At 61.5% G+C, this 16,429-nt stretch carries 14 protein-coding genes; 12 read left to right on the top strand and 2 right to left on the bottom strand.

Features of this window, described 5'->3' with window-relative positions; translation table 11 throughout:
- The first annotated feature begins 226 nt into the window (after positions 1–226).
- The 7 genes from Q7F16_RS19555 (at position 227) to Q7F16_RS19525 (ending at position 8,417) form a co-directional block, all read left to right on the top strand.
- Positions 227–1,984, top strand: coding sequence for a carbamoyltransferase family protein (locus tag Q7F16_RS19555; RefSeq protein WP_014336251.1), 1,758 nt, complete (start codon positions 227–229; stop codon positions 1,982–1,984).
- The gene (locus tag Q7F16_RS19550; RefSeq protein WP_046065690.1) at positions 1,968–3,098 is read left to right on the top strand and encodes a glycosyltransferase; all 1,131 of its coding nucleotides are present in this window, start codon (positions 1,968–1,970) and stop codon (positions 3,096–3,098) included. The genes Q7F16_RS19555 and Q7F16_RS19550 overlap by 17 nt, the downstream gene beginning before the upstream one ends.
- Positions 3,098–3,994 (top strand): antimicrobial resistance protein Mig-14, encoded by an 897-nt coding sequence (locus tag Q7F16_RS19545; RefSeq protein ID WP_046065689.1) that lies wholly within the window; start codon positions 3,098–3,100, stop codon positions 3,992–3,994. The genes Q7F16_RS19550 and Q7F16_RS19545 overlap by 1 nt, the downstream gene beginning before the upstream one ends.
- A gap of 8 nt (positions 3,995–4,002) precedes the next feature.
- The gene (locus Q7F16_RS19540) at positions 4,003–5,403 is read left to right on the top strand and encodes a PIG-L deacetylase family protein (protein WP_409556749.1); all 1,401 of its coding nucleotides are present in this window, start codon (positions 4,003–4,005) and stop codon (positions 5,401–5,403) included.
- Positions 5,404–5,488: 85 nt separating this feature from the next.
- Positions 5,489–6,445, top strand: coding sequence for a glycosyltransferase family protein (locus Q7F16_RS19535; RefSeq protein ID WP_409556694.1), 957 nt, complete (start codon positions 5,489–5,491; stop codon positions 6,443–6,445).
- A gap of 55 nt (positions 6,446–6,500) precedes the next feature.
- Positions 6,501–7,265, top strand: coding sequence for a hypothetical protein (locus tag Q7F16_RS19530; protein ID WP_046065687.1), 765 nt, complete (start codon positions 6,501–6,503; stop codon positions 7,263–7,265).
- A 48-nt stretch (positions 7,266–7,313) separates the two neighbouring features.
- Positions 7,314–8,417: a glycosyltransferase gene (locus Q7F16_RS19525; RefSeq protein ID WP_409556695.1), complete on the top strand. Its 1,104-nt coding sequence runs from the start codon at positions 7,314–7,316 to the stop codon at positions 8,415–8,417.
- On the opposite strand, the gene Q7F16_RS19520 is transcribed toward Q7F16_RS19525, so the two are convergent.
- Positions 8,403–9,008, bottom strand: coding sequence for a toluene tolerance protein (locus Q7F16_RS19520; RefSeq protein WP_409556696.1), 606 nt, complete (start codon positions 9,006–9,008; stop codon positions 8,403–8,405). The two genes, Q7F16_RS19525 and Q7F16_RS19520, sit on opposite strands and share 15 nt — an antisense overlap.
- A 107-nt stretch (positions 9,009–9,115) precedes the next feature.
- On the opposite strand from Q7F16_RS19520, the gene Q7F16_RS19515 reads away from it, so the two are divergent.
- The 5 genes from Q7F16_RS19515 to hldE all read left to right on the top strand — a co-directional run bounded on the left by Q7F16_RS19515 (position 9,116) and on the right by hldE (position 15,313).
- Positions 9,116–10,288 carry an O-antigen ligase family protein gene (locus Q7F16_RS19515; protein WP_409556697.1) on the top strand — a complete coding sequence of 391 codons (1,173 nt, stop codon included), beginning with the start codon at positions 9,116–9,118 and terminating at the stop codon, positions 10,286–10,288.
- Between the two features lie 15 nt (positions 10,289–10,303).
- The gene (msbA, locus tag Q7F16_RS19510; protein WP_014336260.1) at positions 10,304–12,109 is read left to right on the top strand and encodes a lipid A export permease/ATP-binding protein MsbA; all 1,806 of its coding nucleotides are present in this window, start codon (positions 10,304–10,306) and stop codon (positions 12,107–12,109) included.
- Between the two features lie 377 nt (positions 12,110–12,486).
- A complete protein-coding gene (locus tag Q7F16_RS19505; RefSeq protein ID WP_409556698.1) occupies positions 12,487–13,191 on the top strand; it encodes a sulfotransferase family 2 domain-containing protein in 705 nt (234 codons plus the stop codon).
- On the top strand, positions 13,184–13,792 hold the full coding sequence (cysC, locus tag Q7F16_RS19500) for an adenylyl-sulfate kinase (RefSeq protein ID WP_046065681.1): 609 nt from the start codon (positions 13,184–13,186) through the stop codon (positions 13,790–13,792). Before Q7F16_RS19505 ends, cysC begins: the two co-directional genes overlap by 8 nt.
- Before the next feature lie 99 nt (positions 13,793–13,891).
- Positions 13,892–15,313 (top strand): bifunctional D-glycero-beta-D-manno-heptose-7-phosphate kinase/D-glycero-beta-D-manno-heptose 1-phosphate adenylyltransferase HldE, encoded by a 1,422-nt coding sequence (gene hldE / locus Q7F16_RS19495; protein WP_041475688.1) that lies wholly within the window; start codon positions 13,892–13,894, stop codon positions 15,311–15,313.
- 145 nt (positions 15,314–15,458) lie between these two features.
- On the opposite strand, the gene Q7F16_RS19490 is transcribed toward hldE, so the two are convergent.
- Positions 15,459–16,424, bottom strand: coding sequence for a hypothetical protein (locus Q7F16_RS19490; RefSeq protein WP_014336264.1), 966 nt, complete (start codon positions 16,422–16,424; stop codon positions 15,459–15,461).
- Between the last annotated feature and the right edge of the window lie 5 nt (positions 16,425–16,429).

Genomic DNA, 16,429 nt, shown 5'->3' with positions numbered 1-16,429 from the left:
ACGCTCCCGCGTGGGAATGCCGCCAGGGACGCTCCGCGTTCCGCTTCTGGGACTGTCAATGAGCGCCCGGGTGGCAGACCCACAAGCCCGCCACTCACCGCTAGAGGCTTAAGGCCGCTTTTAAGCTATAATCCCGCCCTTTAGCTGCCCCGCACCCCTGGCGCGCGGCACATCAATTTTTCGAGGCGCTTGTCGCCCGTATGCAGACATAAGAGGCTAGACCCCTGTGGCATTGACGATTCTTGGCCTGTCCGGCGCCCTTAGCCATGATCCTTCCGCCGCGCTGTACATTGACGGCAAGCTGATCGCGGCGGCCGAGGAAGAGCGCTTCGTACGCGATAAACATGCAAAGAACCGCATGCCCTACGAATCGGCGAAGTTCTGCCTGGAGCAGGCCGGCATCAAGCCTTCCGACGTCGATGTGGTGGCGATCCCCTTCGCTCCGATCAGCCTGTTCGGCGAGGCGCGCTGGCATTACGCCAAGCGTTACTGGTACGCCCCGGACCGCGCCCTCGACGCGATCCTGATGGGCAATCGTCGCTACAAGCGCTATCGCCGCAAGATCGTCTGGTGCCTGGAACAACTGGGCTTCGATCCGAAAAAGATCAAGATCGAGCCGGTCGAGCACCACTTGGCCCACGCCTCCAGCGCCTATCATTGCTCGGGCTTCCAGGAAAAAACCGCAATCCTGGGCATCGACGGCAAGGGCGAATACGCCACGACCTTCTTCGGCTATGGCGAAAACGGCAAGATCCACAAGATCAAGGAGTTCTTCGACCCGGACTCCCTGGGTGGACTGTACGGCGCGATCACCGAGTTCCTCGGTTTTGAAATGCTCGACGGCGAGTTCAAGGTCATGGGCATGGCGCCTTACGGCGATGCCAGCAAATACGATTTCTCGCGCCTGGCTTCGTTCGAAAACGGCGAACTGGTGATCAACACCGACTACGCCAACGTGATCGGCCTGCGCCGCTATAAAGAGAAGGGCAAGGGCTTCTACTTCTCGCCGAAGCTGATCGAATGGCTCGGCCCGAAACGTGAAGGCGACATCGCCGACGAACCGTACATTCACTACGCGGCGAGCATGCAGGCGCTGTTCGAGAAGCTCGCGCTGCAAATGATCGACCACTACCTGGGTGACGTGCTCAAGGAAACCGGTAAGCTGGCCTTCGCCGGCGGCTGCGCGTTGAACGTCAAGTTGAACCAGAAGATCATCGCCCGCGACGACGTCAAGGAGCTGTTCGTGCAACCGGCTTCCGGTGACGCCGGTACTGCGGTAGGTGCGGCGGCTTATGTGTCCCACGCCCGTGGCGTGCCGGTAGAGAAGATGGAACACGTCTATCTCGGCCCGGCCTACAGCAACGAAGACGTGATCGCCGCGTGCGCCCGTCATCCGAGCAAGCCTGTGTGGCGCAAGATCGACAACACCCCCGAGCGCATCGCCAAGATCATGGTCGACGGCAACCCGGTGGCCTGGTTCCAGGGGCGCATGGAGTTTGGCCCGCGAGCCTTGGGCGGTCGTTCGATCATCGGTTGCCCCAGCGCCAGCGGCGTGGCCGATCGGATCAACGAACAGATCAAGTTCCGCGAACGCTGGAGGCCTTTCTGCCCATCGATGCTCGACACCGTTGCGCCGCAGATGATCAAGGTCGATCACCCGGCGCCGTTCATGACCTTCACCTTCGAAGTGGCCGAAGAATGGAAAACCCGCGTGCCGGAAGTCGTCCATGAAGACGGCACGTCCCGGGCCCAGGTGCTCAAGCGTGAATACAACCCGCGCTACTACGACATGATGAAGGCCCTGGAAGTCCTGACCGGTAACGGCGTGTCGCTGAACACCTCGCTCAACCGTCGCGGCGAACCGATGATCTGCTCGCCGACCGACGCGCTGAACATGTTCTTCGGTTCCGATCTGCAGTACCTGATCATGGAAGACATCCTGGTGGTCAAAGACGGCGTGGACGCTTATGACACGCTCGGCTGAGCGACATGTGCTGCAGTTCTGCCACGGTTATGACGGGCCGTTCCTGGACTGCGCCCGTCAATACGCCAGCCTGTTCGCGGGCACTGGCTATCGCGTGACCACGGTGTTTCTCACCGGGGCGGCGGATGCGCAAGTCGCCGCCGCTTGTGCCTCGGACGAGGTGCTGTTCATGGAATACAGCTCCAGCGCCATTCGTGGCCTGAAGCTGGGCGCCATCGGCGACCTGCGCAAGATCGCCGCCTCGCGCAACTTCAGTTTCTGCATTGCCCATCGCTTCAAGCCGATCTACATCGCCCTGCTGGGCACCCGCTTGCCGGTGATCGGCGTGCATCATGCCTTCGGTGACTACCAACGGCGCACCCGTCAGTTGTTCGCGCAGTTTTTTCGCAAGCGCCTGAGCCTGCTCGGGGTTTCCGATGCGGTGCGTGACGACATGCGCCGCTGCCTGCCGAAATGGCCGGCCACGCGGATCCAGACCCTTTACAACCGCATTGACCTCGATGCCACGCAGGCCAGCCTGGTCTCCCGCGAGGAGGCACGGCAGACCCTGGGGCTGGATGCGCACGCCTGGATTGTCGGCAATGTCGGTCGTCTGCACCCGGACAAGGATCAGGCCACGTTGTTGCGCGGTTTTGCTGCGGCGCTGGCGTATCTGCCGGCCAATAGCCAACTGGCGATTCTCGGCAAGGGCCGCCTGGAGCAGGAGCTTCGGGCGTTGGCGCTGGAGCTGGGAATTGCCGATCGCGTGCTGTTGCTCGGCCAGGTGCCCGAGGCGCGCCGTTATTTTCGCGCGTTTGATGTGTTTGCCCTGAGTTCCGACCATGAGCCGTTTGGCATGGTGCTACTCGAAGCCATGGCCGCCGGTGTACCGTTGCTGGCCACTGCTTGCGGGGGGGCCAAGGAAGTGGTCGAAGGCGTTGGCATCCTGTTTCCGTTGGGCGACGCCGAGCACATGGCCCAAGGACTGCAACACCTGGCGGCGATGGACGAGCTGCAGCGTCGTCAATGCGCCGAGCTGATGCTCGACCGCTTGCGCGAACGTTTCTCGGATCGCGCCGTACGCGAGGCATTCTGGCGTTTGCCCCAAGTCACCGAACTGGCGCCGAGGGTCTGATGCTCAACCGATTCCAAGGCTGGCGCGAGCGCGGCTGGACAGCCGTAGACGCGTCGATCTATGCCCAGGCCTGGCAGCGTTTTGGCGGCAGTGTGGCGACCCATCCCCTGGTGGTCGAGCGCCTGGCGGCCCTGGCCGGGATTGCCGTGCGTTATCTGGCGTTCGAGCAGGGTGGCGAGATCAAGGCGGCCATACCGACCTGGGGCCGCGACCTGGCGTTGTCCAAAGACGTGCTCAAGCGCAGCGGCAAGAAGGGGCTGTTCGACCTGGGCAATGCCGAACTGATTCTGCCGGCAGCGCCCGATGCACAAGCACCGTTGCGTCATCGTGGACGCTACCTGTCGGCCCTCAACGAGGGGCGCTTCAGTGGCTTGAAGTTGCAGCAGGAACAACTGGCCATGGCCCGCACGCCGGAAGAACTGTCCAAGAAGTTTCGCTACAACCAGCGCCGTGAGTTGCGCTTGCTGGAAGAGGCGGGCGGGGTGGTACGGCCGGTCGGCGAGTTTTCCAGCGCCGAGCTGGCCTCGATCTACTGCGACCTGTTCCTGCGTCGCTGGGGCTTTGCGGCCACTGGTGCCGAACGCATGGGCGAGGTGATCGAGCTGCTGCGCGAATGGCTGATCGGTTCGGTGATCTTCCTCAACGATGCGCCGATTGCCATCCAACTGGTGTATCGCGTCGAAGCGCCCGAGTGGATCAGCGTCGAGTACATCAACGGTGGCGTCGACCCACAGACTCGCGAATTCAGCCCCGGCAGCGTGTTGAGCTTTCTCAACACCCAAAGTGCCTGGGAACATGCCCGTGCCGCCGGCAAGCCGTTGCGTTTTTCGTTCGGCCGGGCGGACCGGGAATACAAGGATCGTTGGTGCAACCCCGTGCCGGTGTTTACCGTATGAACCTGCCGATGAGTCGCAAGCAACAGTTGCTCAGGCGCCACCGCCGCAACAAGCGCGTGGGGCTGCTGCTGGGCCTCGTCGCGCTGGTCTTGCTGGGTGTGGCAGTGGCCTGGTGGCTGCCCCTGGTGCTGGCGGTGCCGGGTTGGATCGCCCATGAGGCGTGGTTCGCCGATCATCTGTTCTATTCGCCCAAGGATGATTACCAGTACAGCTTCCCGCCGTTCACCCAGCAACCCAAGGTGCACCTCAATGCCGGGCGGCTGCGACTCGACGATGGCGTGATTCTCGATGATGGCGCGACACTGATTCTCGCGTTGCGGATCAAGAGCACCTGGCTGGGACGCTTCGTCGACCCGGTCGTCGAATTGTTGGGCGGTGAAAGAGACCAGCAAACTTTCGAACGCGGGGTCAACGGCCTGCGCTATCTCAACCTCAGCGAGCAGGGCCCGGCGTTGTCCCAGGGGGAGCTGCGCCTGCGCGGGCGCCATTGCCGTTTACTGGGCGAGCCGACACTATGGTCCTTCACGCCGCCGCAAGTGCAGCGCCAGCGGGTGATGGTCATCGCTCCCCATGCCGACGATGCTGAGCTGGCCGCCTACGGCCTGTACAGCCAGGCTGACGAAGCCTGGATCGTGACGCTGACCGCCGGTGAAATCGAAGCCGAACATTACCAACAGATGGGCTTGGACCGCGTCGAGGCTGCGCGGCTCAAGGGCCGTTTGCGCGCCTGGGACAGCATCGCCGTACCGCGTTGGGCCGGGGTGCCTGAGGCGCACTGTGTGCAGTTGGGATACTTCTGCCTGCAACTGGCAGCCATGCAAGCCGCGCCGAGCCAGCCCCATGGCTCTCGCGAGGCTGACCTGAGCGATACCCGACTGTTCCGCCAGTTGAACCCGTTCGCCCTGCCGGGTGATGCCGACGGTGCGCCGACCTGGAACAACCTGCTGGCAGACCTGCGCGAACTGCTGCTCAAGGCGCGTCCCGAGGTCATTGTGTTACCGCACCCGACCCTGGATCCGCACCCCGATCATCTCTGCGCCCATCATGCTGTCCTGCAAGCCCTCGAAGGCCTGGAATGGCAGCCGACCACGCTGTTGGGCTACGCCAATCACCTGCATGACAATGACCGTTGGCCCATGGGGGATGCAGGCGCGGGCATTGCGTTGCCGCCGTGTTTCGAGCCGGTCCTGCCAATGCATCCTGTCAGCCTGCCGCTGGCGTTACCCGGGCAGCGCGACAAGGCCATGGCGTTGGGCATGATGCATGATCTGCAACCGCGCGCACCGTTCAAACGTCGCCTGCGCCGGGGCATTCAGCGCCTGCTGGCCGGGCGTGCCGGCTCGTTGTATGGCGAGAACGAATTTTTTCGCAAGGCTGTGCGTCGCCATGAACTGTTCTGGCGGCTGTAACGGTCCAAGGCGGGACTTGTTTGCGCTACGACGCAAACAGGCCTCCGGTTATTTTATCTAGTCGTTCGGTGCCGCAAGGAAGACGATGAAAGTTCTATTTCTGGTGCAGAAAGAACAGCGGGCCATCCTGGACCGACTCTACGAAGGCGTGGCCGCTCATTGCGAGTGCGACTTGCGCTGGCTCGACAGCAAGGAACAACGCAACCTGCGGGGATATTTCCGCCGCCATGTGGACGTCTCGCGTTATGACCGGATAGTATTTTTCCTGCGCTTCAAGCAGGAGGTCCGCCAGGCCGGCTTCATCCGCACGATCCCCAACCTGGTGATCCTCGAGCACGATGCCTACCAGAATTACATTCCATGCAAATACACCGGCAAGTTCAGCGCGCATTACCGTCGCCTGCCGTGGGTGCGGGTGATCAGTTCCGGCTTCATGGTGACCGAACGTCTGCGCGGCGAAGGGTTCGATGCGGTTTTCGTGCCCAAGGGCTACGATCAGTCGTTATTGCAGGATCAGGGTCGTGAGCGGGACATCGAGTTGGCCTTCGTTGGCAGCACCAACAGTGTTGCCTACAGCGGTCGCAAGGCGCTGTTGGATGAGCTGGGACGCGTTGAGCCGCTGGTCGTGACCCGGACCAAGTCCGGCGAAGAATATTGCGAGACTCTTAACCGTATCCGTTTTTTCGTCAGTGCCGACGTGGGCATGGGCGAATTCATGATCAAGAATTTCGAAGCCATGGCCTGCGGCTGTGTGCTGTTGGCGTTTGATCAGGGCATCGACGAGGCGCGTGCATTGGGGTTGCAGGACATGCACAACGTGGTGTTGTATCGTGACATCCCGCAACTCCAGGAAAAGCTTTCCCGGCTGCGCGCCGACCCCGAGCTGGCGCGCAATGTTGCGCATAACGGCCAGGAGCTGGCGCTGGAACAGTTCAGTTTCGCGCGCATCGGGCAGAAAATCGTTGAAGCACTGGAGCCACCCCTGCGGCCTCGAGCGCCGTTGAGTCTGCTAGAGACATTGCGCCTGAAGCTGGGCGTTTGACAGGAACCGTTCAGTCATCCGAGACATGGATGGCGTTTGACTAGATGGTATTTCAGTGCAGTTTTCCGACGATAGTGACATTACCCTGGTGGTAACCAGTTGTGGCCGGCTCGATCTGCTCAAGCGGACTTTGGAGAGTTTCGACCGTTTCAATACCGCGCCGATTCGTGAAGTCTTCATTACCGAAGATGCCGGTGATGAAGGCGTACATGCCGTCATTCCCGCTCACTGGAAGGACCGCACGACGGCCTTCGTCAATCGGCCGAAGCTGGGACAGCTGGCCTCGATCGATCTGGCGTACGGGCACGTCAAGACACCTTATGTCTTTCACTGCGAGGATGACTGGGAGTTCTATCGCCCAGACTTCGTGGAAGATTCGCGCACGATCCTGGAGCAGCGACCAGATGTTCTTCAGGTGTGGTTGCGCAACTATGTCTACGATTTGTGCGTACACAGTCCTTACATTCGCTTGGGCGAGCGTGAAGTCATTGGCGGCGTGCCGTGTTATCCATTGATTTCAGACAAGCCCGAATGGCAAAGCTTTTCTCTCAATCCTGGCCTGCGACGGTTGAAGGAGTATCGGCTTTGCGCCCCCTTTGCCGGTTTTGGCGGTGAAAAAGCCTTGTCACTTCGCTATGCCCAGTTGAACTTGACGGCGGTCACGCTCGAAGGGGATGCTGTTTTGCACACCGGATTCGGGGTTCATGTGGAAGTGCCCGTGGAGCGCCAGCGCAAGGCCCGTCGCAAGCGCCGCGAGCAGGTCAAGTTGTCCTTGGTTTTCTTGCTCGGAGTCTGCATTGGCTGGCTTATCAACTATTGAATGCCGCCAAGCACGGATCCTGGTCCGCGATAAAAGGTTTGCTGCTCGATGAGCGTTATCAATGTCATGTGGGCGGGCGGTTCGCCATTCGCTTCGGTACACAAGGTTCATAATCAGATTCTCTCGCGGATGGAGCCAGCGATGCCTGTCAAGACATGGCTCTTGCAGGGGTCGGCGGCTGCCTGTCGGGTTGATGTCGGGACGGCGCTCGAGTGGAATATGACCTCCGCCCGGCTCAAGGGCCGACATGTCTGGCGTCTGCTCAGGCCCTTGATGCACAGCCGTTTCCGTCGGGCGCTTCTCGATAGCGATGCGCGTGTGGTGTTGCTTGATGGGGTCGGCGTGGCCCGCACCTTGTTGCCGGTCCTCAAGGATCTGCCGCAAATTCGTGTGGTGGTGATTTTCCATGGGGCGACCCGGCTCAATCCCGCGGGTCGTGAACTATTGCGCGACTTCCCTGCTTCACGCCTGACCCTGGCAGCGGTCTCCCAGACCCTGGCGATGTCACTCCAGGACGAGTTGGGCATCCAGGTAACGGCGCTGCGGAGTGCGTTCGATCCGGCGGCCTTCCAATCTGCACTGTTGCCTCGCGAAGAGGCACGTGCCCGTTTGGGATTGCCTGGCACCGAGGCGCGGGTCTTTGGCGCCGTAGGACGGTTGGTGGACAGCAAGGGGTTCGCCAGTCTGCTGGAGGCGTTTGGCCGGGCGGCGGCCAATCATCCCGACTGGCGCCTGGTGATTGTCGGCGAGGGGCCGCGGCGCGAGGCGCTGCAAGCGCGGATTGCCCAGCCTGACCTGGTCGACAAGGTCTTGCTGACCGGGCATCTGGAAGATGTCGCGACGTTCTACAGGGCGTTTGATTGGGTGCTGATCCCGTCCCTGGACGAGGGCCTCGGGCTGATCCTCCAGGAGGCTGTCCTGGCTGGCGTCCCGGTGCTGGCCAGTGAGCTTGCGGTCTTTCGTGAGCAGTTGGGCGACACTGGCTGGTACGCTCCACTCAACGACGAAGAGGGCTGGAGCGAGGCGATCGAACGGGCGGCACAGGCTCCGGTCGGTACGGTCGCTGCGGCCCAGTACCGGGCGCTGGCGCCTGACGAGGCCTGGTCGAGCTTTAGCCAGACTGCCCGGGAGTTGATCTCAGGCCGCCAGTAGGGCGTTTTCCAAAGCCTGCATCGGAAAGCTCCCGTTCAGGTTCTCCCGGGCAATATAACGAGCGAAATGCTGCAAGTTTCGGCGTGCCAGGTAGCGTGGCAACGGTGAGCGCAGGAAGCGCATGTCGGCCACATCGATCAACCCAAGTTTATTTTCAGGTGTGACGACGATGTTGCCCAGGTGCAGTGAGCGGAAATAAATACCGCTGGCGTGCAGGCTGCGGATCAACTCGACCAGCGCAGGAAGGGTATGCTGCCAGCTGAAATTTTCCTGATTCGATAATTGACGCAGGGTTTTTCCGGGAAGCGGTCTATACAGTACGGCGGTCATGCCGGGTTTTTGCAATTTGTAGAAGGCCAGCACTTCGAGGGTCGGTACACCGAGCTTCTGCAGGCGGGCCGCATTATTGATGAAGCGTATTGAATATGGCCTTAACAGGGCCGAAGAAAAAAGCCGCTTGCGGCGAAACAGCTTGAGGATATTCCCATCCTGCAGCAGATAGACTTTTGGGCCGTAGCTGTCGGCCTCCAGAATGCTGGCGCCTTCAATCAATTGATTCAAAGCGGCTTGGGGAAGCCGTGAGGATTGCATCGTAGGAAAACCTTGTTGAAAGAACCGGTGCCGTGGCGGGCCATGATGCCCAAAAGTTTTCGTTTTCACCATGCCGGTTTGGCTGGTATACCGTTTAGGAGCGTTAGATGCAGGCAACACGTTGGGCGCAGGGCTGGATGGCCTTTGGCTTGTTATGGTTCTTGCTGGCGATAGCCTTGGCACCGACCAACAAGATTTATCAACAGGGGTTGGTTGCATTTGTCTGGCTGCCGGTGATCATCTTCGCCTGGCCGGCCCGTCATCGCCTTGTGGAGTTGTGGCGTGCCCAACGCGTGATTTACACGGCGTTGTTGGCGTTGATGGCCTGGGCCTTGGTATCACTGGCCTGGGCCGAAGTGGCAGAGCCTGCCCGCGAAGCCAAGCGATTGCTCTACATCCTGGCCTTCCTGTTGTTTTTCCCGATCTTTGCCGATGGCAAACCCGAACGCGTGATTCGTATCATGCAATGGGGCGGCCTGGGGCTTGCGCTGACGGCCTTGATGGCCATCGTTCATTTTTACGGGATCGAGAACCGTCGCTGGACTGCACGCCTGGGAGGGTTGGGGGAGTTGTCCCATCCGATCCTCGGTGGCTATGTGATCGGATTGGCGGCGATCTGGATGCTGCACTGGATACCGCGTCATATCGGGTTACAAGCGCTTTGGACGTTAGCGTTGGGACTGTTGGCGGTCTTCGTGGTGGGGAGTCAGAGTCGCGGCGCCGCACTGGCTCTGCTGCTCAGCGTACTGGCTATGCCAATTTACTGTCGGGACCAGCGTGCCCGGATTATCGCCGCTACGGCCCTGGTGCTGGCGATGCTGACCTTCTGGCTGCTCGAGCCGCTGGTCATGGCGCGGGGTGCTTCCTATCGTCCCGAGATTTTCATGTCGAGCCTGCACATGATTGCCGAGCGCCCGTGGGGCGGCCTTGGCGTGGCGGCCGACTACCGGATTACCAGTCACGGCCGCACGTTCGATCATGCCCACAATCTGTTCAGCCACGTCACCATCCAGCTCGGGCTGCCGGGGTTGTTGTTGTGGTGCATCGTCTGGTTCGCCGTGTTGCGCGAAGCCTGGTGTGCCCGGGACAGCCTATTGGGCCGGGGCGTGCTCGGTATGTGGGTGTTTTCGTTCCTGGCGATGCAGTTCGACGCCGCTAGCCTGACCGGAACCCCCCGCGCCGAATGGTTCATTACCTGGTTGCCGATTGGCCTGGCCGGCGTTTTGACCTGGGCGCGGGCCAATTCCGGTGGCTGTGATAAAATTCCGCGTTCTTCCTAACCAGTGAGCCCGACGATGAGTGACGCACCGCCCAAAGCGGAACAGGATTCCAGCCTGAAGATCTATTTTCGGTTGCTGGGATACGTCAAACCCTACGCGGGCATTTTCCTGCTGAGTATCGTGGGTTTCGTGATATTTGCTTCGACCCAGCCCATGCTGGCCGGGATTCTCAAATATTTCGTCGACGGCTTGAGCAACCCCGATGCGGTGCTCTTTCCCACCGTGCCGTACCTCAAGGACTTGAAACTGCTGATGGCGGTGCCGCTGCTGATCATCCTGATCGCTGCCTGGCAGGGCCTGGGGTCGTTCCTGGGCAACTATTACCTGGCCAAGGTTTCCCTGGGGCTGGTGCACGACCTGCGGGTCGAGTTGTTCAAGAAGTTGCTGGTGCTGCCCAATCGCTATTTCGACACCCACAATTCCGGCCACCTGATTTCCCGGATCACCTTCAACGTGACCATGGTCACCGGTGCCGCCACCGATGCCATCAAGGTGGTGATCCGCGAAGGTCTCTCCGTGGTCTTCCTCTTCGCCTACCTGGTGTGGATGAACTGGAAGCTGACCCTGGTGATGTTGGCGATCCTGCCGCTGATCGCGGTAATGGTCAGCAGCACCAGCAAGAAATTCCGCAAACAGAGCAAAAAGATCCAGGTGGCCATGGGTGACGTGACCCACGTTGCTTCCGAGACCATCCAGGGCTACCGCGTGGTGCGCAGCTTCGGCGGCGAGGCCTATGAAGAGCAGCGCTTTACCAACGCCAGCCAGGGCAATACCGACAAGCAATTGCGCATGACGCGTACCGGCGCGGTCTATACGCCGATGCTGCAACTGGTGATCTACACCGCCATGGCGGCCCTGATGTTCCTGGTGCTCTTCCTGCGCGGCGACGCGACGGCCGGTGACCTGGTGGCCTACATCACCGCTGCCGGCCTGCTGCCCAAGCCGATTCGGCAACTCTCGGAAGTCAGCTCCACCATCCAGAAAGGTGTGGCCGGTGCCGAGAGCATCTTCGAGCAACTGGATGTCGAGCCGGAGGTCGACAGGGGGACGGTCGAGCAGGAGCGGGTCAGCGGTCGTCTCGACGTACGCAACCTGAGCTTTACCTACCCCGGCGCTGACCGCGAGGTGCTCAAGGACATCAGCTTCACCGCGGCACCCGGACAGATGATTGCACTGGTGGGCCGTTCGGGAAGTGGCAAGTCGACCCTGGCGAGCCTTATCCCGCGCTTCTATCACCATGAGGTCGGCCAGATCCTGCTCGACGACGTGGAAATCGAAGACTACCGACTGCGTAACCTGCGTCGTCATGTCGCCCAGGTGACCCAGCATGTCACGCTGTTCAATGACACGGTGGCCAATAATATCGCCTATGGCGACCTGGCCGGTGCGCCACGGGCCGACATTGAAAAGGCGGCGCGGGATGCCTATGCCATGGACTTCATTGAGCAGTTGCCCAATGGCCTGGACACCGAGGTGGGCGAAAACGGCGTGCTGCTGTCCGGCGGCCAGCGTCAGCGCCTGGCCATTGCCAGGGCGTTGTTGAAGAATGCGCCGCTGCTGATCCTCGACGAGGCTACCTCGGCGCTGGACACCGAGTCCGAACGGCATATCCAGGCCGCGCTGGACCAGGTCATGAAAGGTCGTACGACCCTGGTCATTGCCCACCGTCTGTCGACCATCGAAAAAGCCGACATGATCCTGGTGATGGACCAGGGCCGTATCGTCGAGCGGGGTACCCACGGCGAACTCTTGGCGCAAAATGGCTACTACGCGCGTCTTCACGCCATGGGGCTGGACACCCCTGCCCAGAATATCGCCTGAGTTCGGACGCCAGGTTGTGATAGCGGTGTGCCTGGGCCGGTGATCTTGAATGTGCCGGTGCCATCGCGAGCAAGCTCGCTCCCACAGGTCTGGCGTCGGACACAGACGTTGTGTGCGCCTCCCTGCCAATGTGGGAGCGAGCTTGCTCCGGGCGGCGTTCCGACGATAGCGGCGGGCCTGGGCCTGGGCCGTTGATGTTGAATGTGCCGCTGTCATCGCGACCAGGCCCCGCCCCACAGGGTTTGTATCGAAATCCTTACCTGCCTTGACCAACCCACAATAAATCTGCGACCCGTGACTGCTAAGGTCTGGCCACAGGATTTTCCTGGACCAACTTCAGTCATCGAGGGGGCCATCCCTCTCGCGCGGGGACGTGCATGTTGCAACGCTATCTGTGGAAACTACTGCCCAAGTCGCAGCGCTCCTTTCTGTTGGGGCGCCTGTCGGTTGTCGATCGGCAGGTCGTGAACAAATCGATGTCGGCCAATTGCCGTTTTCCCGAAGCTTTCGCCCAGCGCGGCTGCCTGTTCATCCATGTTCCCAAATGCGCCGGTAGCAGTATTTGCGTGGGGCTTTTCGATGGCTACACCCCGGGCCACCTGCCGCTGTATTGGTACGAAGAGCAGTTCGCGCAGCAGTACGCCGCCAGTTTCAAGTTTGCCTTTGTCCGTGATCCGCTGGAACGTGCATATTCGGCCTATGCTTTCCTGCGGGGCAACACGTTGGGGCCACGCGATCATGCGGCTCAGAAACTGGTTGGCCAATACCGCGATTTCGATGATTTCGTCGCGCGCTGGCTGCACCCGGAGAACATCACCCGGCAATTGCATTTCGCTGCCCAGACAGATTTCCTCACCGATTCCCTCGGCCATCTGGCGATGGACTTCATCGGTTATCAGGAATGCCTGGACCGGGACTATCAGCGGGTGTGCGAGCATCTGGGATTGGTTGCGACGTTGCCCCATGTGAACCACACCCGGCAGCGCGCTGCGGTGCCGGTAAGGGAAATCTGCTCGGTACGGACCCGTCGGCTGGTACGGCGGGTGTACCAACGTGACTACGAGATGCTTGGTTATGAATGAAACGTCAAAGGTATCGATGCAACAGGTGCAGATCCGTCCTGGTGCGCAGGCGCTCACACCCCAGGATCGGGCAGCCATCAAAGCCCAGCGTCCACGCTGCATCTGGCTGACCGGGCTGTCGGGGGCGGGCAAGTCGACGCTGGCCAATGCCCTGGAAGTGCAGCTCAACCAGATGGGCCTGCACACGGCCCTGCTTGACGGCGACAACCTGCGCCAGGGGTTGTGCCGGGGGCTGGGCATGGATGCCGAGGCCCGCAAGGAAAATATCCGTCGCATTGCCGAGGTGGCGCGCTTGATGGTCGACGCCGGCCTGATTGTGATCGTTGCGGCCATCTCACCGTTTCGCGCTGACCGGGAAGCGGCCCGACAGTTGTTCCCCGAGGGCACCTTCGTGGAGGTTTATGTGAGTACCCCTTTCGATGTCTGTGCCCAGCGTGACCCCAAGGGCTTGTACCGTGAAGCCCGTGCCGGACGGATCAAGAACTTCACTGGTCTCGACAGTCCCTACGAGGCGCCGCTTGCGCCGGACTGCGAGATCAATACCAGCGAGGTGGGGCTGGCCCAGGCTTGTGTGCGGATATCGGCGTTGCTGCAAATCTGATCGAGCGCATGTCCTGGCATCGCGTTGCAGCCATGGATAGGCCTTCGCCAACCCTGTGCTAATATCCCCGCCCTGTTCATTTTGTATGTGGGATGCTCCATGAAGTTGTCCATGCCGCGATTCGATCAAGCCCCTGTATTGGTGGTCGGCGATGTCATGCTCGACCGCTACTGGCATGGCGGTACCTCACGGATTTCCCCTGAGGCCCCGGTACCGGTGGTCAAGGTCGAGCACATCGAGGATCGCCCCGGTGGTGCCGCCAACGTTGCCCTGAACATCGCCGCCCTCGGCGCGCCGGCCTCCCTGGTGGGCGTGACCGGCGACGACGAGGCTGCCGACAGCCTGACCAACAGCCTCAAGGGCGCGGGCGTGCGGGCGATATTCCAGCGCATCGCGCACCAGCCGACCATCGTCAAGCTGCGGGTCATGAGCCGTCATCAGCAACTGCTGCGCATCGACTTCGAAGAACCTTTCGCCACCGATCCCTTGGCCCTCGGTGCCGAGGTCGACAGCCTGCTCGAAGGCATCAAGGTCCTGGTGTTGTCGGACTACGGCAAAGGCGCGTTGAAAAACCACCAGGCGCTGATCCAGGCCGCCCGTGCCCGTGGCATTCCGGTTCTGGCCGACCCCAAGGGCAAGGATTTTTCCATCTACCGTGGCGCCAGCCTGATCACGCCGAACCTCAGCGAGTTCGAAACCATCGTCGGCGGTTGCGTCGATGAGCACGAACTGGTGAGCAAGGGCGCGCAGCTGATGCAAGACCTCGACCTCGGCGCCTTGCTGGTGACCCGTGGTGAGCATGGCATGACCCTGCTGCGGCCCGATCACCCGGCGTTGCACCTGCCGGCCCGTGCCCGTGAAGTGTTCGACGTGACGGGTGCCGGCGACACGGTGATTTCCACCCTGGCCGCGGCGATCGCTGCCGGCGAGGAATTGCCCCATGCGGTCGCCCTGGCGAACCTGGCGGCGGGCATTGTCGTCGGCAAGCTCGGTACGGCCGCCATCAGCGCTCCCGAGCTGCGCCGCGCCATCCAGCGCGAGGAAGGCTCCGAGCGTGGAGTGCTGGGCCTGGAACAACTGCTGCTGGCCGTGGACGATGCCCGTGCCCACAACGAAAGAATCGTTTTCACCAACGGTTGTTTCGACATCCTGCACGCCGGCCACGTGACCTACCTCGAGCAGGCCAGGGCCCAAGGCGATCGCCTGATCGTCGCGGTCAACGACGATGCGTCCGTAAGCCGTCTCAAAGGCCCGGGTCGCCCGATCAACAGTGTCGATCGGCGCATGGCGGTCCTGGCTGGCCTGGGCGCGGTGGACTGGGTGATCAGCTTCAGCGAGGGCACGCCGGAAAACCTGCTGCGCCAGGTCAAGCCGGATGTGCTGGTCAAGGGCGGTGACTACGGGATCGATCAGGTCGTGGGCGCGGACATCGTCACGGCCTACGGCGGCACCGTGAAGGTGTTGGGGCTGGTGGAAAACAGCTCGACGACGGCGATTGTGGAAAAGATCCGCAATAACTGAGCCTGTGTACTGCAGCCAGCTTGCTTTTTGTGGCGAGGGAGCTTGCTCCCGCTGGAGCGCGAAGCGGTCCCAGTTCTAGTGGGCGCTGCGCACCCAAGCGGGAGCAAGCTCCCTCGCCACAAAAGCGTTCTGAGTGGCGTGGTTCCTAACGAGCCACCTTGCGCGGGACGATCTTCTTGAGCAATTGCCGGGCCTTGCCCTTGAGTCGGGTCAGGCCTGACTCCTTGCCCGGCGGCGTCAGCCCTTGCTGGCGCAGCCAGTCTTTCCAACGAATCCGCTCGTCGCGCACCAGCCAGCCGTCCTGCCGGGCGAAACTCTCCGCCAGGTACAGCCCCCGGGTGCTGGCCGGGTACAACTGATCCTTTTTCAATGTGTACAGCTCGGGCAAGGGCTGCCCATCCTGCAGCGGCATCAGGTACAGGTCGGGTCGCTTGCGGTCCAGGCGCGCCACCAACTGGTCGCCTTCCAAGCGCTCATCGACGTGAAACAAACTCAGGGACTTGGCTTCCTTGGGCACATCCAGGCGCAAGTCATAGATCAGTTGCAGCGATGCCGTCGGCAGGTGCACGTAGGCCCGTGGTCGCTCGATCAGTTGCAGGTTGGCGCTGCGCACCGGGCGTGCCGAGCCCGACAGTGGCGTCAGCCGGAACGGCAAGGCTTCGCGGTAATGCAGGGCTGTGGCGTAGGGGGCTGGCAGCCAGGTGTCGTTGAAACGCCCGCCAAGCCAGCCTTCTGGGGTTTCCAGCAGGCATTCCTCGGCAATTTCGCTGATGGCGGTGAGCAGAGGCAGATTCAGTTCGTGGGCCGGGACGTAGCCGGATATCAGCTTGAGCACCACATCGCCACGATCCTGCCGACGTTGGCGCACCAGTACCCAATAATCGCGGTTCTGCCAATGCAGGGTCAGGCGCACCGAGACGCCCAGGTTCGCCAACTCCAGGGAAAAGCGCTCGGCATCGGCCACGGCTACAGGCCGGCGGCGCTGCAAGGTCTGGGCGAAATTTAGCGGCATCCCGACACTCTGGTAAGTCAGGCCTTCGGGGGTCGCTTCGACGAACAGGGGCAGGGTCTTGAAGTTACTCGGGTTCTTTCTGATGAGCGTACGCGGCATGTCGG

Source organism: Pseudomonas sp. Lb2C2, from assembly GCF_052112205.1.
Taxonomy (GTDB): domain Bacteria; phylum Pseudomonadota; class Gammaproteobacteria; order Pseudomonadales; family Pseudomonadaceae; genus Aquipseudomonas; species Aquipseudomonas kilonensis.
This window is presented reverse-complemented; position numbering and strand designations above follow the sequence as displayed.